Raw genomic sequence first — 22,323 nt, forward strand, 5'->3', positions numbered from 1 at the left:
TCACCCCTATTTTATTTGTTCATTTATGCCGCACCATACATAATCTACACGACTACATATGTGCGCAAGTTGTTGATACGTCCAACCAACTGCGTCTCGCCACGCTCGTTCATGTGCATCGATTGGTACGATCCCTTGATTCATATCGCAACCAATCCAAACGACCGTCCGTTCTTTCTCTTTTTCCCATCGCTCCCATGCATTCATATACGACAGGATGTTTTCTTTTTCACGTGTTGTATAAGGAAGAAAATATTCGCGAATCCATTGTTCAATTCCTTCAAGGACGACGACGGGTACAGTTTTATATTTGTTTGGGAGTGGGAGTGCCTTTTCATACGCACAATGCCAAACATGTGGTGTATGCGTTAATGCGTAATATGCGTTTACCCATTTTCGCTTTCCTTGAAACGCACCGCCGCTAACGAAATGCATCGCTTTCTCTCCCTCCAACGTTCTCTCGTATTATAAAGCGTCACTCCTTCACCAAATGGGACATGCCATTTCCAAAACGGGCGTACGTCTGACGCGTACTTTGATAATATATAACGAATCACTCCACCGTGCGTGACAACAACAACATGCGATACCGACCGATAAACAACATCATCAATCGCTTGTTCCACACGTGTCTCAAACTCGGTCAACGTCTCTCCGTTCGGAGGTGCATAACGAACCGGATCATCGAGCCAATGGCGATACGCTTCAACTGCTTGCAATTGCTCATACGTTTTTCCTTCAAAATCGCCAAAATGGAGTTCACGCCAACGATAGGAACATTCAATGACGTGATTTGGAAACAAAACATACGCCGTTTGCCGACAACGGAACAAGTCGCTTGTCATGACAATATCCGCTTCAAGCTGATGCGACACACGCGGTTGCTTTACAATAGGTACATTCGTCCAACCGATATATTGTTTCTCCTCGTTTTCTTTCGTTACAAAATGGCGAATATATGTAATAGCCAAATGACAAGCCACAAACATGTTTCACTCCCTTCAATAAACGCACCTAGCACATCTCCTGTCATCCCACCAAACTGCTTTATCGCAAACACACGCGCGACAACATAATACAACATTAATGATAAGAATAATACGATCGTTTCAAACGATAACAAAGCAATCAGGCCGTATACAACGAGAAATGGCGCATACCGATGATCGATATGTTGGCGGAAGGCTGCCGCCATCCCGGTTTGTTTCGCAAGTGGTGTTGTCAATAAAAGCAACGTCATTCCAAAGCGAGAAAATAACGGAATACAAAAAAGGGAAAACAACGACATATGAGAAACCGTTTCAAACATAAAAATGAAACGAAAACCGAGCAAAAATAAAATGGATAACACCGCAAATGCTCCGACACGAGAGTCGCTCATAATATCGAGACGTCGCTGTCGATCACGATACGAAAAATATGCATCGCTACAATCCATCCATCCGTCCGCGTGCAATCCTCCTGAAAGAAAGATAGAGGAAAATAATAATAAAAACGACAAAACAAGCGAAGAAATGTGATCGGACAGTACCACATGTATGGCAACAAGAAAAAGTCCGATGATTGCACCGACGAAAGGAAACGAAAGGACAGCCACACGCGCTGTTCGTTCATTCCAATCCACTTGCATACGAATGGGGATGATCGTTAAAAACTGTATCGCTAAGACCACTCCGTGCCACATGGCCATCTTCCTTTCTTCACAATGGGCAAGCCGTAACGCATCAAAATGGCTACATCGCTACACGCAACAATCTGTTGATGCAATAAACCGAGACCGTGCATATACGTATACGTTCCTCGTTCGTTTGGTATACCGTCATAAAATATTTCGTTACTTACAATCACAAGCCCTTTTGCTTTGTTCCCTAATTGCTTAATTTGTTGCACGATACGTGGTACTTTTTCCTTCACATCCCATATATAATCGCGAAACAGCTCATTAGCCCATAAGTTGGTTAAACAATCAAGTAAAACAACATCACACCCACCAAACATCGGCATGATACAATCGAGATCATACGGTTGTTCCCACGTTTGCCATCCGTCATGTTTCCGTTGTGCTTGGTGGTGAGCAATGCGCGCTTCCATTTCTTCATCTGTCCGCAGCGCCGTGGCAATATAATGAAGGGAATCAGTCGGTTCGGCGATCATTTTCGCGCATCGTTCTGCGAATGAAGACTTTCCGCTACGCACCCCTCCGCTAATAAATACAATCATTGCTTCCACCTTCTTAAATAAAAGAGGAGGTGATCGTTTTCCTCTTTCGTTCGAACCGCAAAACGGACATATTTTCCGTCCAGCCCTCGAAAATTAAACGTATGCCGCGCGACAATACCATGTTGTAAAAGAAAAGGAAAAAGCGTGATCGTTTCGTCGTATAACATATAAAAATTGACGACAGACGGTGAATATTTGTAGCCAAGTTCATTCAATTGTTCAAATACTCGTTTTCGCTCCGATGCAATGTACACTTTCGTTCGCTCCACAAATGCATCGTCTTTTAATAATTGTTTCGCTATTTGTTGAGCAATCGTATTGACGCTCCACGGTGGCTGTTTTTTCATTAACTTTTTTACGACGTGTTCGTGTGCGAGCACATAGCCGAGCCGTACACCTGCCAGTCGATACATTTTCGTTAACGACCGCAACACAATTAAACGATCAAACGTACGTAAAAAAGAAGAAACGGAATAACCGTCAATCCAGAAGTCATAAAATGCTTCGTCAACGACAACATATACTCCTTCATCATGCGCTGCATTTAACAACGTATGCATCGTTTCTTCTGACCATACGGTACCGGTCGGATTGTTCGGATGACAAACGAATAGCGCGTGTAAAGACGGCAAGTTCGCAACCATTTGGTCGAGCGGTGGTTGCCAATGTTCATCTAGCATAAACGAGTGAACGGTACAACCGTAAGCTTCACATGCCTGACGATATTCTGAAAACGTTGGCTCAATGATGCCAATATGTTTTCCTGCAAATTGTTCAGCAAGCAAATAAATGCACTCAGCAGCACCATTTCCAACAAAGACGTTTGACGGCATGACATGTTCTCGTTCAGCAATGATCGTACGAAGCGTCTCACTTCGCTCTTCTGGATATTCACTCATCCAACGCAACCACTGTTGTTCTATTGTCACATGTTCGTGCTGAAGCGGATTTACATTGACGCTAAAATCAATATATGAACGCGGGGCTTCCATTTGCATCGCTTCGTATAACCGTTGCGGATTAGCCCCATGTGCAGGTAAGCGCAAGCAAACTCCCCCCTATCGTAAATGCAATGGTCGTTCGTTTCATCACCGCCACAGCTTGTTTGATATGCATAGACGTGAGCGGAACGGACGCATCGCCAATCGTCGGACGAACAGATACAACTCCTTGATATGTATTCACTCCCCCAAGCTGAACATCTAATAACGCCGCCATCGCCGCTTCGCACCATCCGCTATTTGGGCTCGGATGATTGCGTGCATCACGAAATAATAGTTTCCATGCTCGTCTGTTGGCACGATGGACAAAGAGCATAGCAAGCGCTGTCATTCGGGCGGGAACGTAATTAAGCACATCATCGAAACGAGCGGACGCCCAGCCAAATTGAGCATATCGTTCGTTCTTATAGCCGAGCATCGAATCGCACGTATTCACGGCGCGATACAACATGGCTAACGCTCCCCCGCCAAGAAAAGCATAAAAAAGGGGCGCCGTTACTCCATCGCTCGTATTTTCCGCTACCGTTTCCACACACGCACGCACAATTCCATCTTCTTGTAACTTCTCTGTGTCACGTCCAACGATCATCGCCACGTTTTTTCTCGCTTCATCGATGTTACCTCTTTTTAGCGGATCAAGTACATCGTATGCGGCTTTTGCTAATGATGTTGGCGCAATCGAAGTAAAAATGATAATCGCTTCAACGAAAACCCCCACTATAAGAGAAAGTCGATATGCGCTTGCAATCAATGCGTAACCCATTACAAATGTGAACGTACAGACGACAAAAAGAGTGAACACTCCTTTTCCTTTTCGCCATCTTCCTTTATTGAAACGACGATCCATATACGCAATCATTTGTCCAATCCAACAAACGGGATGGAAGCGGCGGGGATCGGCGAGTAGACGATCGAGCAAAAGTGCCAACCATACCGCCCATATATGCGTCATCAACTTTCACCCTTTCGTTTTCGATAACGATCAATGGCTGTTTGCGTCGCTTCATATACGAGACGAGCTAGCTGTTTACCAATCGTTGTAATTGTTCCTGCGTATTCATAATATGTTCCTTGTTGAGACGCGGCGATGGCCGTACAATCGGTTGACGTGCCTGTAGCGATTGTATTCGTTTGTGGATCGACGACTTGTTTATCATACAACGCCTTTGCTTTTGCTTCTGTTACAGTCATTAGCGCTTGCACAAATGCAGCTTCTGACAAATGGCCATCAATGAAAACAAACGTATTAATCGTTCCAGGAGAAATAACCGTATCTGTACGACGCCACGCATTTGCACTATCAACGGCATTCCCCACCCCAGCAGTTACTGCAACAAAAAGACGAACATCTTCATGAACAGATGCAAATGCGACATCGTTTACATCGACCGCTGTCATCATTCCTACGGTCCATTGCTCATCAAATCCTCTTTGGCGCAAAAATTGAATCATCTCTCGTTCAGCATCATCACAATAATAATCAAGCGAAACGTGCCGATTCACAAACGTTGTTGCCCAACGCATACCGCCGCCAACAAGAGCCGATGAAATCACTTTAAAAGGTTTTATCGTTTCAACGACAAGCAGCTTTTCGTCCTGCCTCACGTGCCATAACACGTCATCAATTCGTTGTTCTGAAAATGGAACAAACGTCACAAGCGGTTTTGGCAATACCGGGTGCTCGTAACGCTTCATCTTCGTCTCAAACACAGATGCAATCATCGATTCATTCAACAACTCTTTCGGTGTGCCACACGCCACTACCTTTCCATCTCGCAAAAAAAGAAGACGATCGCAATAGAGCGATGCGATGTTTATATCATGAAAAATAGCAATGACCGTCAGTTTCGACTGTTTTAATAAATTCAACAACTTAAACTGCTGAGCCACATCCATATGGTTCGTCGGTTCATCTAACAACAACACGCGCGGTTGTTGCGCAAGCGCGCGTGCAAGCGCTGCTCGCTGACGTTCTCCCCCGCTTAATTGTTCTAATAAGACATGCTGTTTATGTGCTAACGTCACACAATGAAGTGCCTCGTTGACCACTTGTTCGTCTTTCTCTGTCCATTGCGGAAAGAGAGATGACTGATAAGGATATCGTCCAAGTTCCACCATCTCTTTCACTGTATATCCAAATGAAACATCTGTATGTTGTGGCAACGTCGCAACGAGTTTGGCATATTGTTTCGGTTTATACGTTTCAATATGCTGCCCGCAAATAAAAATGGCCCCCTCTTGTAAAGAAAGATCTCGGCTTAACAGTTTCATTAACGTTGTTTTTCCTGACCCGTTCGGACCTAAAATACCGAAAAACTCACCTTCATAAACAGTAAACGAAACGTTTTGTAATACTTGTTTTTCTCCATATTGATACGAAATGTGTTTGACATCAATCATACTGATCCCGTCTTCCGTTTTAAACTTTTAAATAACAATATGGCAAATAACGGAGCCCCGATGAACGATGTAATGACTCCGATCGGCAATTCCCTCGGTGAAACAATCGTTCGTGCCACAACATCTGCTAACACTAAAAACGTGCCACCGTACAAAAAAGAAAGTGGCAATAATTTCCGGTGATTTGCCCCACAAATCAAACGCGTCATATGCGGAATGACAAGCCCAACAAAGCCGATCGTGCCCGATACAGCTACCGCTGCGCCTGTAAGCAAGGAAGCGCTAAGTAAAATCCATAACTTTTTTCGCAACACATGTACGCCAATGTTTGCTGCTGTTCGCTCGCCAAATGAAAAAGCGTTTAACTCGCGAATATGTGTAAATAAGCCGAGAGAACCGATGATAAAAAACGGTACAAATAAAGAAACATATGACCAACCGCGCATCGCGACGCTTCCCATGAGCCAGCTAATGACTTGACGCAATTCCTCACCACTAAGGGCAACCATAAGTGAAATAACCGAGCCGAAAAACGCATTCATGATAATGCCGATTAAAACGATCGTTTCAATTCCCATATTGCGTTCTGCAAGTCGAGCAAATAATAAAACAAACAATAATGTCACGAGCGCACACATAATGCTCACGATCGGTAACGTAAAGCGTCCGAGAAACGACAAATGAAGTTGAAAAAAGAAGACGAGTACCGCTCCGACAGCAGCGCCAGATGATACTCCAATCGTATACGGATCAGCTAAAACGTTTTTTAAAAGCCCTTGGAACGCTACACCAGCAAGTGCTAAGGACGCCCCAATCAAAAAGGCGAGCACCACTCTCGGCACACGAATCGCAATAATAATTTGCGAAATGGTGGCGGGAACGTCCATCGGTGTATGAAACAAATGATGCGACAACGTGTCCCATATAGAAGAAAAGGGAATCGATTGTGATCCAATCGATATCCCTAATAATAGTGCAACGATCGCAATGATGGATGCAGTCATATAGTTATTTAAAAATGTCTGGATAAACGACTTTGGCAATTTCTTCGACCCCTTCAGCTAAACGTGGTCCTGGACGAGAAACTAAATCGGAATTAACATCGTATACGCGTTTATTTTTAATCGCAGGAACTTCTTTCCAAGCTGGGCGAGCGAGCACTTGCTCGACAGCGTTCGGTGTATAGTAACCGTACGTCGTAATAATGACGTCTGGATTTAACGCCACCGCATCTTCTTCAGTAAACATCGGCCATCCTTCTTGGTCGCCGGCTGCGTTTTTCGCATGAATGATCGTTAACATCTCATCCATAAAAGTTCCTTTTCCAGCTGTATAAATTTCTGGAGCAGGAGAAACTTCTACCCAAACGGTCGCTTCTTCTTTCACTTCTTTCGCCTTTTCAGCGATGGCATCAATTTTTTGTTTCATTTGTTGTACAACATCTGTCGCTTCTTTCACTTTTCCTGTCGCTTTTCCGATGAGTTCAATCGATGCATATACGTCGTTGAGCGACGTTGCGTTTGGTACAACAACAACTGTAATGCCTGCATCTTTTAATTGCTTTAATCCTTCTTCAGAGTTATGAGCACTCGATGCATGCGCAAGCACAACGTCTGGTTGAAGCGAAATAATTTTTTCTACATTAAACTCCATACCACCAATTTTTTCTTTGTTTTTCACATCTTCTGGATAGTTATCAAAGTCGCTGACACCAACAATTTTGTCACCAAGTCCTAATGCGTACGCAATTTCTGTATTACTCGGAATAAGCGAAACAATTTTTTTCGGTTCTTTTTCAATCGTGACATCACCAACCGCATCTTTTATGGTGACTGGAAATGCGGCTTGTTCCGTTTTCGCTTCTTGCTTCGTCTCTTTTGCTGGCTCTGCGTTATTGTTGCATGCCGCTAATCCGAGCGTCAACAAAAGCGCAAGAAGCCATACGTAATGTTTCCATTTCATCATTTTTCCCCCTTTTTTATGTATAAAAATAAAAAGCTCACCCCAAACGGAATGAGCTGGAAACAACAAAAGATAATTACTCCTCTTGTCGTTTCGTCGTCTCACTCCCCGAAGACGCGAATGACGAAGCAAAAAGGCAGGTCTACTGACTTATGCGTCATCCTACTTTGAAGCCTTCCCGTACAAATTGTACAGTGGCACGTTTCATTTCGTCAGCATTTACAGTTGCGGGGACAGTTCTGGACTTGCACCAGATTCCCTATTAAGTCTACTAGGTTGCCCGTTCGACACCTTTTTGCAACAGACATATATAATTGTCGAACAATTTTTACGTTTCTATCATAGCGAAAAATATCGTTAATAGCAACAAATTTTTTCTATTTTAATGGCAATGTAAATGTAAATGTCGTTCCTTCTCCGAGTTTGCTATGAACAGTAATTGTTCCTTTATGCGCTTCGACGATGTTTTTCGCAATCGCAAGACCTAATCCCGTACCCGATCGGCCGCGCGTGCGTGCTTTATCCGCTTTATAAAAACGTTCAAACACAAACGGCAAATCTTCTTCTGGAATGCCTGAACCAGAATCTTGTACAGAAATGCGTACTACTTCTTCGTCCGCATCGACAATGACGCGCACTTCCCCGCCTTCATCTGTATGACGAAGAGCGTTATCAATTAAGTTCGTCAACACTTGTTCAATGCGATCAGGGTCGAATGAAACGATGAGCTCATCGTTCATTTCAACAAGCAAATGAACTCCTTTTTCTTTCGCTAACGCTTGAAACTTATGAATAATGCGCTCTATATATGGTTTGAGCGGTACTTGTTCGTGATGAAGCGTTAAATGACCCGCTTCCATGCGCGCTAAATCAAGCAAATCATTGACAAGGCGTCCCATGCGCAACGATTCATCATAAATGACTTTTGCTAGTTCTTTTTTCTCTTCATCTGTTGCCGCAATATCATCGACGATCGCTTCGCTATATCCTTGCAACATCGCAATCGGCGTGCGCAACTCATGCGAGACGTTTGCGATAAAATCCTTACGTAACTTATCTAATCGTCGTTCTTCTGTCATGTCACGAAGCACCGCAACAGCTCCACGAATAACTTTACCATTGTATAGCGGAGTCATAACAATGACCCAATTGCGACCTTGTAAAGCGATTTCGGCAGCTTGTTCCTTTTCTTCCGTTACCGCTTTTTTGAACAATTCATTTACTTGCGGAGGAAGGGGTAATAAATCGTCGCGCTGCCCTTGTTCGTAGTACCATGCTTGTAAAAATCGGTCGGCAGGTGGGTTTGTAATAAGCACTTCGCCATTTCGATTGAGCGTAATGACGCCATCCGCCATGCTGCTTAAAATGCTTGCCAATTGCTCTTTTTCTTGGTTTAACGCATTAATGTGAAATTGCAGTTGCCGCCCCATTTGATTAAATGCCATTGCCAGCTCCCCAATTTCATCATGAGTAACAATCGGCACTTTTGAGTCAAACTTTCCACGGGCAATTTCAAATGCCACTTGTCTCATTTTTCGGAGCGGAGCTGTAATGCGTGTGGACAAGAAAAAGGCGAATACCGTCGTTAGTACAATCGCGATAAATGCTGCAAGAAAAATAAATTTCGTCGTTTGTTTTGTCGTTTCTTCCACCGCTTTCAACGATTGATACACGAATACAGCACCGTTTCCATCAGATATATGAAGCGGGACACCGACAATAAACAGCTCGTTATATTCATTGTTTCGCATCGTTTGATTTGGCATTAATGTTCGTTTCACTACCTTTTTTCCATCAAAAACGCGCGATAACTGTTGATCTTGTTGTACAAATGAAAGCGGCAAGTCGGCAAGCTTCTCATTCGGTGAGTACCAATAATGACGATCGTCGATAATAATCATGAGCTTCGATACGTCATCAACCATCGTCCACGCAATCGAGCGTGCAAATTGTTCATCATGTTCTGCCACGACACGCGCCACTTTCATTGCTTGTTGGGTCAGCTGATCTCCTGTCTTTTCTAAATAATATTTTTCAAAAAAACCGAGTAACAAAACCGTTAAAATAAAAAGAACAAAAGCAACGAGCAACAAAATCGTCAGCCATAGCTTACCAACGACACTACGCCATAGCGCCATCATTCATTCACGACCTCAAATTTATACCCGACACCCCAAACGGTGACGATCATTTTCGCGGCAGCTGGCGACACTTTATTTAGTTTTTCACGCAACCGTTTGACATGTGTATCAACCGTGCGCAAGTCGCCAAAAAATTCATAATGCCACACTTCTTTTAACAACTGCTCGCGATCAAACACTTTATCTGGCGATTTCGCTAAAAAGTGAAGCAACTCATACTCTTTCGGAGTTAAACTGACTTCATGTCCATCCGCTGTTACGCGATGCGCATCATGATCAATCGTTAAATGTGGAAAAACAAGCACATCCCGCGCGGTCGTATCCGTCGGTACATATGGAGAGTTGGCTGTGCGACGAAGCAACGCTTTCACACGAAGCACGACTTCACGTGGACTGAACGGCTTGACGATATAATCGTCCGTTCCTGCTTCAAATCCCTGCACGCGGTTCGCTTCTTCTCCTTTTGCCGTCAACATAATGACTGGCGTCGCTTTTTTCTCACGCAATTGTTTACATACTTCAATACCATCTTTTCCTGGTAACATCAAGTCAAGCAAAATTAAGTCATAATCATTTTCAAGCGCTAACGCTAGCGCCTCCTCGCCATTTTCCGCCTCATCAATGACGTATTGCTCACGTTCTAAATACATGCGAAGCAAGCGGCGAATTCGTTCTTCATCATCAACAACTAAAATTTTAACTTCCTTCTCCATGATGTCATACCTCCTCAATCACTATTGTACAAAACCGCCAAACTTTTTTCTACTTCTCATAAGAAAAGCGCCTTCGCAATGAAGGCGTTTTTAAGATCCAGCATATGAGTGTAAGCCAGCAATGACTAAGTTAACGACTACTAAGTTAAACATAATGATCGCAAAACCGATGACCGCAAGCCATGCGGAACGTTCACCATGCCATCCTTTCGATAAACGCAAATGTAAAAACGCCGCATAAAACAACCATGTAATGAGCGCCCATACTTCTTTCGGATCCCATCCCCAAAAACGCGTCCATGCAATTTGCGCCCAAATCATTGCAAAAATAAGCGCACCGAGCGTAAACACTGGAAAACCGATCGCTACGGAACGATAGCCGATTTCATCAACTACATCTAAATTGACATTTTTCACAAGTGGTTGTAATGCGGCTGCGATACGTTTGCGTAAAACAAGACGAAGCAAGCCATATAACGCAAGACCAGAAAATAAAGACCAAATGACCGTATTTAACTTGCGCGCATTAATGATAGCCGGCGTGTCAACAAGCGGTGTCATGCGCCCATCCGTTTTTAACACGCCTTCATGCGGACCGACAAGCGCAGGCATATGATATACCATTTCATCTTGCTTTCCGTTTTTATCGATCCATTCAAACGTTGCTTCATAGCCCGCCACGCGAAACGACGTTGTCACGATAACAAAACCAAGCGTACTAATTAAGAAAAATAATACGAATTCAAGCCAAAACGTGCGCTTACTCGGCTTTGATTGATCGACAACGCGAATTAAATAAATGAGTCCCGTAGCAAAACTAATCGCTAAAATCGCTTCTCCAGCTGCTGCTGTCGTCACATGAATATGCAACCAATCGCTTTGCAAAGCTGGAATGAGTGGAGAAATTTCACGCGGAAACATGCTCGCATAAGCAATGACTAAAATCGCAATCGGTAAAGTAAATAAACCGAGTAAGCTTGTTCTGTAAATAAAATAAATGACGATAAAAGCGCCAACGAGCATCATGCCAAAAAACGTTGTAAATTCAAACAAATTGCTGACAGGCGCATGGCCAGCGGCGATCCAGCGTGTAATAAAATAACCGAGCTGGGCAACAAAACCGATGATCGTAACCACAATACCAAGCGTCGCCCAACGATCAAGTCCCTCTTTCTTTTTGACACGAATCGCGCCACCAAAGAAAAGTGTCGCAATTAAATAAAGAACAAATGCTATATATAGTAATGTACTACTTAGTTGAACCACATTCTTCCCGTTACAGAAAACTTACAAGACTGTTTCCTTCCTTGTTCATCGCGCCCGATCTCGCGAAAAGCTACTCTCGTTTCTTTGGCGCCCCGAAGTCAAGTTTCTTGATGTTTTCCGTTTTTCTGTAACGGTATTCACCTCCCTCTGTTTCAACTTTATTCTTTTCGTACTTTCGCAATAGTCCTCGCTTTTTGCTTATTGTTGGGCAGAAGCATGACTTTGTACGTGCGAATCATCTTCTCCCAGCCCTTTTTGACTTTTTTACATAAAATGATCACCAGATTTTTATAAATATTTATACATTTATCATGAACAGTCAAAAATCCCCTTATGACCGCTTGTCCGTTTGATCGATCGGCATGACAAACGGCGTATCATGAAATATGCTTTCAAGCTCTTTTTTCAGTCCAAACCAGTTTTTATTCGTATGCGCAGCAATAAGCACTTCTTCATTCATTCGGCGAATCCATACGCGACGATGATTCCAATACATTCCTTGAATAAGGCCGATCATAAAAATCGCGCCACCAACGCCTAAAATCCAGAGTGTAAAATCGCGTCGCACCGTTAATGCTGATACGTTTCGCGTTTCAATTTCTGCAAACGCCATTTTATACTTGTTGTCGCCGAGCGGTTCAATCGTTTGACGAATGGCAGTAAAGCTCACTTCCCCTTTTGGACGGTCTGGGGCAAACATTTTAAATACGAACGCTGGATTGTTCGGTACTTTCGAACGCGTATTTGGATTGCCGTTTTCATCAAAATAAAAATCTGGAAAATAGCTTAATAGTTGAACTTTATACCCATTACCAAGATCATATTCTTTTTCAGGTTGAATTAAATCAATCGTAATCGTGCCAAACGATTTGTTCGTTTGTTTATCTGTCAAATGAAACGACATGCTTTTTAATTCATCTAGCTTAAAATCAACTTGATATAACGCGTAATGATCATGTTTTAACGGTTCGTTGACACGAATCGAAAAACTTTTTATTTTTTTAAGCTTCGGCTCTTCGCCCGAAATGACAGGACCGATACGCTCGTACAATACGACGTCCGTTTGATAGTTTTTCGCCATCATTCCGTTACCGACGCGATCAATCGCCGCTTGAAACGCTTCTTTCTCTTTTCCTTTCTCATACACTTCAAAAATAAACTTTTTATTTTCTAAAAAATATTTTCCGTTCGTTCCCGGAATTTCTTTTATTTCTCCTTCACGAATCCACATATTTTCATCGACGTACATGCCCGGAACGAAGCGAAGCATCGCACCGATGAGAAAAATGATAAGTCCTATATGATTCACATACGGTCCCCAACGGGAAAAACGCCCTTTTTCTGCTAAAATGTTTCCGTTTTCTTCACGAACACGATACCCTCGTTTTGTTAGCTTGTCCATGACGCTTGGCAATGCCTCTTCATAATTCGTTACTTGTGAGCGACTAAATAGCCGTTGGCGTTGCAAAAATTGTTCATTGCGCGTCACCCGTTGATTGTTTAACGCACGATACAGTGGCACGACACGGTCTAAACTACAAATGACAAGCGATACACCAATGAGTGCAATAAGCAGCATATACCACCATGAACTATACAAGTCATGGAAGCCGAGCGCATAATACCATTTTCCGAGCCAACCGTATTGTTGTTCATAATATTCAGCTGGAGATACTGTTGGCGGAATATACATTTGTTGCGGATAAATCGTGCCAATCGCGGAGGCAATTAGCGTAATTACAATGAGCCAAACCCCAACTTTGACAGATGAAAAAAAATTCCAAATTTTATCGATGATCGTTTTGTTGTACGTTTGCGAACGGCGTGCGCTCCCTTCATAGCGCATATCTAATAATGTTGGCACTTCTTCAAGCGGCTTGCCACACGCTTCACAAAGCACCGTTCCGATCGGATTAACATGTCCGCATTCACATTTTACTTGTTCCATGTTGAAAACCCCTTACGGCTTAATTCGCTCCATATGTTTTTTCACATCTTCTTCCGTCATCGTTCCTGTGATGATATCTACAACTTTTCCATCTTTGTCGATTAAAAATGTCGTTGGCAATGGATTAATATCGTATGCATTCATCACTTGATCTTGTTGATCAATCACAATTGGGAACGTAAGCTGAAAGCGATCAACGAATGTTTGTACCGTCACTTTCGCCTCACCAACATTGACCGCAATCACTTCTACTCCCTCATTTTTATATACGTCGTATTGTCTATTAATGTATGGCATTTCTTTTTCACACGGTTTACACCAAGTTCCCCAAAAATTTAAAAACACACCTTTTCCTCGGTAATCAGATAGTTGAACTTTGTTGCCGTTTAAATCCGTTAGTACGAAATCCGGCGCTGAATCACCAACTTGGATCGCCTTTTTGTCAACAAATACATTGGAATAAATCGTATAGCCAATAGCTACAAGCATCATGGCTAAAATGATCGTTCGAAGCCAAAATCGCTTTTCTTTCATCGCCAACTCTCCTATAAACCGTTTTCATCAATCTCATTATACAAGTTACTACTATACAAATAATGAAAATGATTTGAACAAATTGTGACAAAATTATGATGGAAAAGGCGAACCAGCTAGCGCTAACGTGCGCAATCGTTTCACTTCATGCGGTGATAGCTCGCGATAGTCTCCAGGATTGAGCCCTTTTAAATCTAAAAAAGCGTAGCGTTCTCGTTTTAATTTCAATACAGGATGACCGATGGCTTCAAACATGCGACGCACTTGACGATTGCGTCCTTCATGAATGTGCAGTTCAACAATCGCTGTTTGTTTTCGTTTATCGATCGATAACACTTTCGCTTTCGCTGGTGCCGTTATCCCATCTTCTAACATCACACCTTTTTCAAGCTGTTTTATTTTTTCGCGTGCAGGTATTCCTTTTACTTTTGCGATATACACTTTTTCAATTTCATAACGCGGATGCATTAATAAATTTGCAAACTCACCATCGTTTGTTAACAACAATAACCCCGACGTATCGTAATCTAGACGTCCGATCGGATAAATGCGTTTGTTGACATGTTTGAAAAAGTCGGTCACTACTTTTCTGCCCTTTTCATCTTTTACGCTCGAAATGACGCCACGTGGCTTGTACAACAAATAATATACCGGCTCTTCACGCTCAAGCGGAATGCCGTCTACTTCAATGCGATCTTGTGGGCTTACTTTCACCCCAAGTTCTGTTACGACTTTTCCATTTACTTTCACTTTTCCTTCGACGATTAATTGCTCTGCCTTTCTTCGTGATGCCACACCGGCATGAGCAATTACTTTTTGTAATCGTTCCATTTCATTCACCTCACTATATAGTTTTACCACATTCAGTACAGGAGTTCAAAAATAAGAAAAAGCGATCATATCGACCGCTTCATTTTCCAAACATCCATAACACAATAAGAAATGATACGATAAAGCTAACGAGATCGGCAAGTAAGCCAACTTTTAGAGCATCGCCCATTTTGCGAATGCCGACAGCACCAAAATAAACGGTCAGCACGTATAACGTCGTTTCTGTACTTCCTTGGATCGTGGAGGCTAACCGCCCGATAAATGAATCTGGTCCGTATGTTGCGATTAAGTCCGTCACAATGCCGAGCGATGCCGTTCCTGAAATCGGACGGATGATCGCAAGCGGAACGACTTCAGACGGCAGTCCGAGCGGGACGATGAACGGTTTTATATATGAAATAAAAAAATCAAGCGCACCGGAAGCGCGAAAAACGGAGACAGCAACGAGCATACCAACTAAATACGGAATGAGAGAAAAAGCGATTTGAATTCCCTCTTTTCCCCCTTCAACAAACGCCTCATACGTCGGCACACGCTTGTACGTTCCATGCAACAAAATGCAAGCGATTAAAATAGGAATAAGCCAAAGCGATAAAAATTGAATAACGTGCATCACAGTCCTCCTTTTTTCCGCCTCCGTATGTAAAACGCGCGGTCAATCATAATCGCTGATATCGTGGCAATAAGGGAAGCGACAAATGTCGTGCCAATAATTTCTCCAGGTGAAGCTGATTGATATGTCATGCGAATCGATATGACCGTCGCGGGAATAAGCGTAACGCTTGCGGTATTTAAAGCGACAAACGTAATCATCGAACGGCTCGGTTCATCTTTTTGACCGTTTAGTTGCTTTAATTGCTCCATCGCTTTAATGCCAAGTGGTGTCGCAGCATTCCCTAACCCGAACATGTTTGCCACCATATTTGATAATATATACCCAAGCGCGGGATGGTCAGGCGGCACTTCCGGGAAAATTTTTTTTGCAATTGGGCGGAACAAATGGGCAAAAAACGAAAGTAGCCCAGACTGTTCAGCAATTTTCATTAAACCGAGCCAAAAAACGAGGACGCTAATTAAGCCAATGCTAATCGTCACCGCCTCTTTCGCCCCTTGAAACATCGCCTCGTTCACATCTTTCATCGTTCCGTTTATTCCCGCAAACAGAAGTCCAATAAGCAAAAGCGCCACCCAAATAAGATTAACCATCGCTCCCCACCCCTAACAACCAGTCAAAAAAAGAACGTGTTTTCTTTTGTTGCTTATAAAAAATAGGCGTTTCATCGACCTTTTTGTTTCCGATATACAGTTCAGCCTTTCCAACAATCGCTGGCACCCCTGTTTCTTTCCATCGTTCTTGCGGGCGAAGTAATTTTCGCTCTAAACGAATAAGCGCCTCTTCTTTTTTTGTAACTGGATATATAAAATCACGTGCAACAAATAGATGATTATCATAAAATGGGTTTTCGATCTGTCCTACGATTTCATCGGCTTTTACGGTCACTAGTTCATAGTGCGCAAATCCATGTTCATACATTGCAATGTGGTCGTTCCAATCATCGCCTGCGTCAATCGTCACTGCAATGAGGTCGAGCCCATCTTTTGAAGCGGTTGTCACTAATGTTCGCTTCGCTCGCTTCGTATATCCTGTTTTCCCCCCTGTACAATATTCATACAAATGCGTCAACAGTTTATTTTTATTACGCCAAACGCGGTCCCAATCTTCTGTCGGATTTGGCGCGCGATACAATTTCGTTCCCGACACCTCACGAAATTGTTCATTTTGCATCGCATATCGCATCAGTAACGCCATGTCATATGCGGTGGAATAATGATTTTCCGCATCATCTAACCCATGAGGATTCGCAAATTCCGTATTTGTCATGCCGATTTCTGCAGCCTTTTTGTTCATTAAAAAAACGAAGCCTTCGACGCTACCGCCAACATGCTCAGCGATCGCCACCGCCGCATCGTTTCCAGAACGAAGCATCAATCCATATACTAAATGTTTGAGCGCAATTTTTTCGCCTGGTTTTAAATAAATCGAAGATCCTTCTGTCCGAACCGCCCGTTCACTTACTGTCACAATCTCTTCCCATTTTCCTGATTCAATCGCTAAAATGGCGGTCATAATTTTTGTAATGCTCGCAATACGCCGCTTTGTATGCGCATCTTTTTCAAATAGTACCCGTCCTGTCGTCTGTTCCATTAAAATCGCGCTTTTGGCACTCACCGACATCGCCTTCGCTTCATTCGGAAAAAGCGAACAAAAAAAACAAAGCACGATCACCCATACAAGCCATTGCCGTCGCATACACCCTCATCCCTTTGTCCGTTTTGTACAAGTGTATGCATAAGTACATGATGTATGACAAAAAGACCGCTACATGACGCGGCCTTTTGCGTTTATAAATCGCTGTTGAACGTCATCCCAATTGACAACGTTCCACCATTGTTGAACGTACGTTGCGCGATCGTTTTTATATTGCAAATAATATGCATGCTCCCACACATCTAACACAAGGATCGGAACAGTCGTCCATTGTGTGCCGTTTTGATGTTTTTCCGTCTGTAAAATTTCTAACCTCCCTGCAAACGGTGACCAAACGAGAAGCGCCCATCCGCTTCCTTCCACTTGCTTCGCCGCTTCAGTAAAATGTCGTTGAAACGCTTCGAAGCTGCCAAAATCGCGCTCGATTTGTCGAAGTAACTCCCCAGCCGGACGCCCACCGCCACGCGGTTTCATATTGTTCCAAAACATTGTGTGTAAATAATGCCCCGATCCATGAAACGCAGCTTCGCGCTCCCAATGTTTTAATAACGCATAATCATTTTTATCACGCGCTTGTTGCATCATTTTCTCCGCGCGGTTCAATCCGTCGACGTAGCTTTGATGATGTTTTTCATGATGCAAACGCATAATCTCTTCAGCGATATACGGCTCTAATGCATTGTACGCATACGGTATCTTCGGTAGCGTATGTCCTCCAATCGGTACGCGCTTACGTTGTATTTGTTCATATATATTTGTCACTTGTTTATGAATGCGCGCGACATCTCCACGTTCAAGCTCCATGTTTAATCGCTCAAGCGCCTCTTCATCTACAAATGACTTTACACGCTCAAGCCACGCTTGCACGTTATGAATATATTGTTGCATACTCCCACCTCCTTCGGCATCATATGCAACAAAAAAAGAAGCTGACACACGCAGCTTCTTATTGCGATTGAATCATTTTTGTTCGGTAGTCTGTTTCATAAAATTCGAGTTCTTCCCGCATCGTTTGAAAATCAGCCTCAATCGCATGGAGCAATTGTTGTAACGATGGAGGAGCAGGTTGTCTCAATTTAATTGAATGTCTTCCTGTATACGCTGAACGGCTATCTTCATACCATAAATCGCGCTTTGGTGTAAAAAATTCCGCCACACATGAATGATAAATTTTATATAACGCCTGTTCTGCTGCGGCTTTCCGAAACGGTTCTTCTTGAAGGACGATGCGACATGCATCAATCCCTTCTTCACCATATACAGCTAAACGGCGTAAGTCCGCAAGCACCCCTTCATAATAATGGCGGTCTCCTGCGCATTCTTCTTGCATTTGCTCAATCGTCGTTTCGTTTAAATAACGAGTAATTTGTTCTACAATGCCGCTTAGCAACTGCTCGACTTGCTTCGTTTGGTTAAAAACAACAGTATTCCCCATCTCCATCCTCCTTTACGGTTGCGCAATAAATAAAAGCGGTGATTTCACATCGTACGCTTGTTGTTTCGCAAGCGACTCAAATACTTCGGGCAATTTCGCAAAGTCGATCGATGAAAAATAGCGACGAAGCTCTTCTTCCTCACTTATATATACACGTTTTCGCGTCCGAAGTGATGGATCGGCGAGCAAACAAACGAGCGCGACAATGTCTTTAAAATATACGTCTTTCCCACCTGCTTGAAATACAGGATCTTGTTCATACGGCGTCCATTGTGAAAAACGCTCATCGAAATATCGAACATATAACACATGCAACGTTCGCTCTGTTCCATCGTCGTCAACAAACGTCACTTCCGAACGGTTAAAAAAATCTTCCGACGTATTCGGCTGTGCTTTTTGCAGTTCATAGCCATGACAAGAAATAATTTTCACAAACGATACACCCCTTTTTCAACAACGAAGCTACATTTATTTTACCATAAATTACGAATCGTGCGAAAAATTTTATCATTACTATAAAAAGAAAAAACAGGCGCATAAAAGCACCTGTATATGCCGATTTCGTATAAAAAGATTGCTAAACATAACGCACCGATCAAGCTTGGGAGCCAGATGTGCATCTTCACTTTTTTATCCAAAAAATCGTAACACTTGCTCACCTTCCCACTTAATATAAACACAACAGCAACAAAAACAGCGAGAATGGCACTTTGCAAAATTGGATGTAAAATATACGTCTCTACATAGTATTCAACCATTCTCCCAAAAACAAAAATAAAAAGAAGCCCAAAGAAAAAACGAAAACTCATCGTTGTTCGCTCGCTTCTTGCAGTTGTTCGTTAAGGCGTTCGAAAAATAAGTCGGCTTCGCGCTCTTCTTCTTGTTCGTCCCATTCTGGAAGAGGAGGAAGCTCGTCTAACGTTTTTAAACCAAAGTAGTCTAAAAACTCTTTTGTTGTCCCGTATAAGATAGGACGACCTGTTCCTTCTGCACGACCGACTTCTTTAATTAACGCTTTTCCTAATAGGGTTTGAAGCGGTTTATCGCTTTTAACACCGCGAATTTGTTCAATTTCTGCGCGGGTAATCGGTTGGCGATAGGCGATGATCGCTAACGTTTCAAGCGCGGCTTGTGACAACGATGACGTCGTTGGTGACTCAACAAGTTTTTGCAAATATGGAGCACATTGTTTTTTCGTCACAAGTTGAAGCGTTCCTGCCATCTCGACGACCATAATGCCACGCTCCGCTACGTCATACATATGCTTTAATTGCTGCACAAGTTCATATACACGTTCTTCTTGAATATCAAGCACATCAGCCAGTTGCTTGTATGTTAATCCTTCTTCTCCGGCAGCAAACAATAGCGCTTCCATTATCGCTAGTTCATTCATATCGATCACCTTTTCGTCGAATATATAAATCAGCAAAATTATTTTCTTGCTCAACAATAATTTCATCTCGCTTAATTAATTCAAGCAAAGCTAAAAACGTCACGACAATTTGCTCGCGATCGTCATACGGAAATAAATCGTAAAAGTTCATTCGCTCTCCATGTTTTAATATGTGTAAAATTTCTTCCATCCGTCGTCCGATCGGAATTTCTTGACGCGCTACTTTCGTATGAAGCGGTTTTTGTAGTTTTTTCCGCCTTAACAATTTCGCGAGCGCCCCAAGCATATCATACAAATCAACATCGAGCGCAAGCGGTGCACCGTTTGACGCATAAGCCGTTAAATCGCTCGGCGGCTTCGTAAATAAAAGCGCTCGTTCTTCTTCACGCTCGCGCAACTGTTTGGCAGCTTCTTTAAACTTTTTATACTCGATTAACTGCTGCATGAGTTGCTCACGCGGATCTTCTTCAATAAATAATTCATCGTCCTCCAATGTTTCTTCATGCTTAGGCAACAACATTTTACTTTTCATTTCAATAAGCGTTGCCGCCATTACTAAATATTCGCTTGCGACATCAAGTTGCAATTGTTTCATCGCGTGAATGTAAGCCATATATTGCTCTGTAATTTGTGCCACAGGAATATCATAAATATCAATTTCATAGCGATGAATTAAATGTAGCAATAAATCAAGCGGCCCTTCAAATTGATCTAATTTCACATGATAATGCACATTGATCCCACCTTTATTCATAAGTAATAGTATAATACAGGTAAGCATATGAAAAAAGGGGGCTTTCGCTTGTATCCAAGGGCATATATCGAATATTTACTTCACTTTCACGCCACGCGCGACTATTTTGAATGCCATGAAGTGCTAGAAGAACATTGGAAACAAACAGGCGAACATGTATGGCTCGGCTTCATTCAGCTCGCTGTCGGGATGTATCATTATCGCCGAGGAAATATGATCGGAGCAAAACGAATGTTTACAAAAGCATTAAACGCATGCGAAAGAGAAAAGCAAGCATATGAAGCGCTAGGCATACATGTAGAACAACTCATTGCGCTTATTCATACATATGTAGAGCGAATCAATCATGGACAACCGTATGAAAGCACTTGCTTGCCGATCATTGATGCTTCCTTGTTGCATATATGTCAACAACAGTGCGATCAAAAAGGGCTTGTATGGGGGGAAAAAAGCGATATGACAAACGAATATACGATTCATAAACATAAGTTGCGTGATCGAAGTGATGTCGTTGCTGAACGTGAGCGACAAAAGCAAAAAAGACAGGGACGTTGATCCCTGTCATTGTTCGCATTTATCCAAAAATGGAGCGGTCATGTCATTGGCACATAACGACTTGTTTGGATACAATTCTTTTAACGCTTTCACCATTTGCTTTCCAATCCCTTGATGACGATGGGACGGATTGACGCTAATATGTTGCACTTCAACCGCATGTTCACGCACAATGGCGCCGATAATGCCAATAAAATCTTCTTCTTCCTTCCATAAAAACAGTTGCCAATCGTCGTTCGTTTCATAGTTTTTCATCGTTTGTTGCAACTGCTTTAAGTCTTTTTCATTTGGCATAAACGACAAAAGACCCATCGCAATTTTCTCATAGTTTTTTCGATAGCGAACTAGCATATGAATCCCTCATTATCGACAAGACTTATTGTTTACTCGCTATTGCTATTATAAACGGTCTTGTCGCTTTTTTAAACATTTTTTAAGAAAATGTGCGCATGACATTCGCCATTTCAATGGCGCTGAGCGCTGCTTCCCATCCTTTATTTCCTGCTTTTGTCCCAGCGCGTTCAATCGCTTGCTCAATCGTATCTGTCGTCAACACGCCAAAAATAACCGGAACACCTGAAGAAAGAGCGGCGTGCGATGTTCCTTTCGCTACTTCATTGCATACGTAATCGTAATGGCTCGTTGCTCCACGAATCACGGCACCGAGGGTAATGACCGCATCGTATTTTTTCGACTCCGCCATTTTTTTTGCGACAAGCGGAATTTCAAATGCACCTGGCACCCACGCGACATCAATATGTTGCTCCTCTACTCCGTGCCGTTTTAATCCATCAAGCGCTCCACTAAGCAATTTGCTTGTAATAAATTCGTTAAATCGCGCAACAACAATGCCTATTTTTAATCCTGTTCCGACTAAATTTCCTTCATATACGTTCATTTT

Annotated in this window: 26 protein-coding genes and 1 riboswitch; of the genes, 1 reads left to right on the plus strand and 25 read right to left on the minus strand. The window is 42.7% G+C overall.

The genetic code is table 11. The features are described from left to right. Nucleotides 1–6: 6 nt before the first annotated feature. From BO219_RS05065 to BO219_RS05180, 23 genes are all read right to left on the minus strand, one after another. Entirely contained in the window at nt 7–435 is a 429-nt protein-coding gene (locus BO219_RS05065) for a bifunctional adenosylcobinamide kinase/adenosylcobinamide-phosphate guanylyltransferase (RefSeq protein WP_077428646.1), read from the minus strand. After that, entirely contained in the window at nt 387–983 is a 597-nt protein-coding gene (locus BO219_RS05070; RefSeq protein ID WP_077428939.1) for a histidine phosphatase family protein, read from the minus strand. The genes BO219_RS05065 and BO219_RS05070 overlap by 49 nt, the downstream gene beginning before the upstream one ends. Next, entirely contained in the window at nt 941–1,690 is a 750-nt protein-coding gene (locus BO219_RS05075; protein WP_077428647.1) for an adenosylcobinamide-GDP ribazoletransferase, read from the minus strand. The genes BO219_RS05070 and BO219_RS05075 overlap by 43 nt, the downstream gene beginning before the upstream one ends. Then, nucleotides 1,663–2,220, minus strand: a complete 558-nt coding sequence (locus BO219_RS05080; RefSeq protein WP_077428648.1) for a bifunctional adenosylcobinamide kinase/adenosylcobinamide-phosphate guanylyltransferase — start codon at nt 2,218–2,220, stop codon at nt 1,663–1,665. The genes BO219_RS05075 and BO219_RS05080 overlap by 28 nt, the downstream gene beginning before the upstream one ends. Next, nucleotides 2,217–3,266, minus strand: coding sequence for a threonine-phosphate decarboxylase CobD (cobD, locus tag BO219_RS05085; protein WP_077428649.1), 1,050 nt, complete (start codon nt 3,264–3,266; stop codon nt 2,217–2,219). The genes BO219_RS05080 and cobD overlap by 4 nt, the downstream gene beginning before the upstream one ends. Beyond that, nucleotides 3,241–4,173, minus strand: a complete 933-nt coding sequence (gene cbiB / locus BO219_RS05090; protein ID WP_077428650.1) for an adenosylcobinamide-phosphate synthase CbiB — start codon at nt 4,171–4,173, stop codon at nt 3,241–3,243. The genes cobD and cbiB overlap by 26 nt, the downstream gene beginning before the upstream one ends. Further along, nucleotides 4,173–5,621, minus strand: a complete 1,449-nt coding sequence (locus BO219_RS05095; protein WP_077428651.1) for an adenosylcobinamide amidohydrolase — start codon at nt 5,619–5,621, stop codon at nt 4,173–4,175. Before BO219_RS05095 ends, cbiB begins: the two co-directional genes overlap by 1 nt. After that, nucleotides 5,618–6,664 carry a FecCD family ABC transporter permease gene (locus tag BO219_RS05100; protein ID WP_077428652.1) on the minus strand — a complete coding sequence of 349 codons (1,047 nt, stop codon included), beginning with the start codon at nt 6,662–6,664 and terminating at the stop codon, nt 5,618–5,620. The genes BO219_RS05095 and BO219_RS05100 overlap by 4 nt, the downstream gene beginning before the upstream one ends. Continuing rightward, complete coding sequence (locus tag BO219_RS05105) at nt 6,630–7,586, minus strand: ABC transporter substrate-binding protein (protein WP_077428938.1); 957 nt, start codon at nt 7,584–7,586, stop codon at nt 6,630–6,632. Before BO219_RS05105 ends, BO219_RS05100 begins: the two co-directional genes overlap by 35 nt. Before the next feature lie 115 nt (nt 7,587–7,701). After that, a riboswitch (cobalamin riboswitch) is annotated at nt 7,702–7,893 on the minus strand. A 67-nt stretch (nt 7,894–7,960) separates the two neighbouring features. Further along, on the minus strand, nt 7,961–9,724 hold the full coding sequence (locus BO219_RS05110; RefSeq protein WP_077428653.1) for an ATP-binding protein: 1,764 nt from the start codon (nt 9,722–9,724) through the stop codon (nt 7,961–7,963). Beyond that, on the minus strand, nt 9,721–10,437 hold the full coding sequence (locus BO219_RS05115; protein ID WP_041638194.1) for a response regulator transcription factor: 717 nt from the start codon (nt 10,435–10,437) through the stop codon (nt 9,721–9,723). Before BO219_RS05115 ends, BO219_RS05110 begins: the two co-directional genes overlap by 4 nt. Nucleotides 10,438–10,527: 90 nt before the next feature. Beyond that, complete coding sequence (gene ccsB, locus BO219_RS05120; protein ID WP_077428654.1) at nt 10,528–11,703, minus strand: c-type cytochrome biogenesis protein CcsB; 1,176 nt, start codon at nt 11,701–11,703, stop codon at nt 10,528–10,530. A gap of 331 nt (nt 11,704–12,034) precedes the next feature. After that, entirely contained in the window at nt 12,035–13,651 is a 1,617-nt protein-coding gene (resB, locus tag BO219_RS05125) for a cytochrome c biogenesis protein ResB (protein WP_077428655.1), read from the minus strand. 12 nt (nt 13,652–13,663) lie between these two features. After that, on the minus strand, nt 13,664–14,185 hold the full coding sequence (gene resA, locus BO219_RS05130) for a thiol-disulfide oxidoreductase ResA (RefSeq protein WP_077428656.1): 522 nt from the start codon (nt 14,183–14,185) through the stop codon (nt 13,664–13,666). A 93-nt stretch (nt 14,186–14,278) separates the two neighbouring features. After that, on the minus strand, nt 14,279–15,016 hold the full coding sequence (gene rluB, locus BO219_RS05135) for a 23S rRNA pseudouridine(2605) synthase RluB (protein ID WP_077428657.1): 738 nt from the start codon (nt 15,014–15,016) through the stop codon (nt 14,279–14,281). Nucleotides 15,017–15,095: 79 nt separating this feature from the next. Continuing rightward, the gene (locus BO219_RS05140; protein ID WP_006318252.1) at nt 15,096–15,629 is read right to left on the minus strand and encodes a spore maturation protein; all 534 of its coding nucleotides are present in this window, start codon (nt 15,627–15,629) and stop codon (nt 15,096–15,098) included. Continuing rightward, nucleotides 15,629–16,222 carry a nucleoside recognition domain-containing protein gene (locus BO219_RS05145; protein ID WP_077428658.1) on the minus strand — a complete coding sequence of 198 codons (594 nt, stop codon included), beginning with the start codon at nt 16,220–16,222 and terminating at the stop codon, nt 15,629–15,631. Before BO219_RS05145 ends, BO219_RS05140 begins: the two co-directional genes overlap by 1 nt. Continuing rightward, nucleotides 16,215–17,327 (minus strand): D-alanyl-D-alanine carboxypeptidase family protein, encoded by a 1,113-nt coding sequence (locus BO219_RS05150; protein WP_077428659.1) that lies wholly within the window; start codon nt 17,325–17,327, stop codon nt 16,215–16,217. Before BO219_RS05150 ends, BO219_RS05145 begins: the two co-directional genes overlap by 8 nt. A 69-nt stretch (nt 17,328–17,396) precedes the next feature. Further along, nucleotides 17,397–18,173, minus strand: coding sequence for a superoxide dismutase (locus BO219_RS05155; protein ID WP_077428660.1), 777 nt, complete (start codon nt 18,171–18,173; stop codon nt 17,397–17,399). 58 nt (nt 18,174–18,231) lie between these two features. Next, nucleotides 18,232–18,720, minus strand: a complete 489-nt coding sequence (locus BO219_RS05160; protein ID WP_171700292.1) for a YpuI family protein — start codon at nt 18,718–18,720, stop codon at nt 18,232–18,234. 12 nt (nt 18,721–18,732) lie between these two features. Beyond that, nucleotides 18,733–19,152 (minus strand): hypothetical protein, encoded by a 420-nt coding sequence (locus tag BO219_RS05165; protein ID WP_006318246.1) that lies wholly within the window; start codon nt 19,150–19,152, stop codon nt 18,733–18,735. Between the two features lie 373 nt (nt 19,153–19,525). Further along, nucleotides 19,526–20,113, minus strand: a complete 588-nt coding sequence (scpB, locus tag BO219_RS05175) for an SMC-Scp complex subunit ScpB (RefSeq protein WP_077428661.1) — start codon at nt 20,111–20,113, stop codon at nt 19,526–19,528. Beyond that, a complete protein-coding gene (locus BO219_RS05180; RefSeq protein WP_006318215.1) occupies nt 20,106–20,867 on the minus strand; it encodes a segregation/condensation protein A in 762 nt (253 codons plus the stop codon). The genes scpB and BO219_RS05180 overlap by 8 nt, the downstream gene beginning before the upstream one ends. 27 nt (nt 20,868–20,894) lie before the next feature. Between BO219_RS05180 and BO219_RS05185 the strand changes: the two genes are divergently transcribed. After that, nucleotides 20,895–21,422 (plus strand): DUF309 domain-containing protein, encoded by a 528-nt coding sequence (locus BO219_RS05185; RefSeq protein WP_077428662.1) that lies wholly within the window; start codon nt 20,895–20,897, stop codon nt 21,420–21,422. Between the two features lie 6 nt (nt 21,423–21,428). Here the strand turns inward: BO219_RS05185 and BO219_RS05190 are convergent, their stop codons facing one another. Together BO219_RS05190 and ribH are read right to left on the minus strand one after the other, a co-directional pair. Beyond that, entirely contained in the window at nt 21,429–21,773 is a 345-nt protein-coding gene (locus BO219_RS05190) for a GNAT family N-acetyltransferase (RefSeq protein ID WP_006318213.1), read from the minus strand. A gap of 82 nt (nt 21,774–21,855) precedes the next feature. Continuing rightward, complete coding sequence (ribH, locus tag BO219_RS05195) at nt 21,856–22,320, minus strand: 6,7-dimethyl-8-ribityllumazine synthase (RefSeq protein WP_006318211.1); 465 nt, start codon at nt 22,318–22,320, stop codon at nt 21,856–21,858. Nucleotides 22,321–22,323: the final 3 nt, after the last annotated feature.

The organism is Anoxybacillus kestanbolensis (assembly GCF_001996285.1).
GTDB lineage: Bacteria > Bacillota > Bacilli > Bacillales > Anoxybacillaceae > Anoxybacillus > Anoxybacillus kestanbolensis_A.

Coding starts and splice junctions, on each gene's coding strand:
- BO219_RS05190 (WP_006318213.1), bottom strand. CDS start 21,773: ATGCTAGTTCGCTATCGAAAAAACTATGAGAAAATTGCGATGGGTCTT.
- BO219_RS05065 (WP_077428646.1), bottom strand. CDS start 435: ATGCATTTCGTTAGCGGCGGTGCGTTTCAAGGAAAGCGAAAATGGGTA.
- cbiB (WP_077428650.1), bottom strand. CDS start 4,173: ATGACGCATATATGGGCGGTATGGTTGGCACTTTTGCTCGATCGTCTA.
- BO219_RS05115 (WP_041638194.1), bottom strand. CDS start 10,437: ATGGAGAAGGAAGTTAAAATTTTAGTTGTTGATGATGAAGAACGAATT.
- rluB (WP_077428657.1), bottom strand. CDS start 15,016: ATGGAACGATTACAAAAAGTAATTGCTCATGCCGGTGTGGCATCACGA.
- BO219_RS05110 (WP_077428653.1), bottom strand. CDS start 9,724: ATGATGGCGCTATGGCGTAGTGTCGTTGGTAAGCTATGGCTGACGATT.
- BO219_RS05185 (WP_077428662.1), top strand. CDS start 20,895: ATGAAAAAAGGGGGCTTTCGCTTGTATCCAAGGGCATATATCGAATAT.
- BO219_RS05105 (WP_077428938.1), bottom strand. CDS start 7,586: ATGATGAAATGGAAACATTACGTATGGCTTCTTGCGCTTTTGTTGACG.
- BO219_RS05155 (WP_077428660.1), bottom strand. CDS start 18,173: ATGCAACAATATATTCATAACGTGCAAGCGTGGCTTGAGCGTGTAAAG.
- scpB (WP_077428661.1), bottom strand. CDS start 20,113: ATGAATGAACTAGCGATAATGGAAGCGCTATTGTTTGCTGCCGGAGAA.
- BO219_RS05075 (WP_077428647.1), bottom strand. CDS start 1,690: ATGGCCATGTGGCACGGAGTGGTCTTAGCGATACAGTTTTTAACGATC.
- BO219_RS05150 (WP_077428659.1), bottom strand. CDS start 17,327: ATGCGACGGCAATGGCTTGTATGGGTGATCGTGCTTTGTTTTTTTTGT.
- BO219_RS05140 (WP_006318252.1), bottom strand. CDS start 15,629: ATGCACGTTATTCAATTTTTATCGCTTTGGCTTATTCCTATTTTAATC.
- BO219_RS05145 (WP_077428658.1), bottom strand. CDS start 16,222: ATGGTTAATCTTATTTGGGTGGCGCTTTTGCTTATTGGACTTCTGTTT.
- ribH (WP_006318211.1), bottom strand. CDS start 22,320: ATGAACGTATATGAAGGAAATTTAGTCGGAACAGGATTAAAAATAGGC.
- BO219_RS05180 (WP_006318215.1), bottom strand. CDS start 20,867: ATGAATAAAGGTGGGATCAATGTGCATTATCATGTGAAATTAGATCAA.
- BO219_RS05080 (WP_077428648.1), bottom strand. CDS start 2,220: ATGATTGTATTTATTAGCGGAGGGGTGCGTAGCGGAAAGTCTTCATTC.
- resB (WP_077428655.1), bottom strand. CDS start 13,651: ATGGAACAAGTAAAATGTGAATGCGGACATGTTAATCCGATCGGAACG.
- BO219_RS05160 (WP_171700292.1), bottom strand. CDS start 18,720: ATGGGGAATACTGTTGTTTTTAACCAAACGAAGCAAGTCGAGCAGTTG.
- resA (WP_077428656.1), bottom strand. CDS start 14,185: ATGAAAGAAAAGCGATTTTGGCTTCGAACGATCATTTTAGCCATGATG.
- BO219_RS05095 (WP_077428651.1), bottom strand. CDS start 5,621: ATGATTGATGTCAAACACATTTCGTATCAATATGGAGAAAAACAAGTA.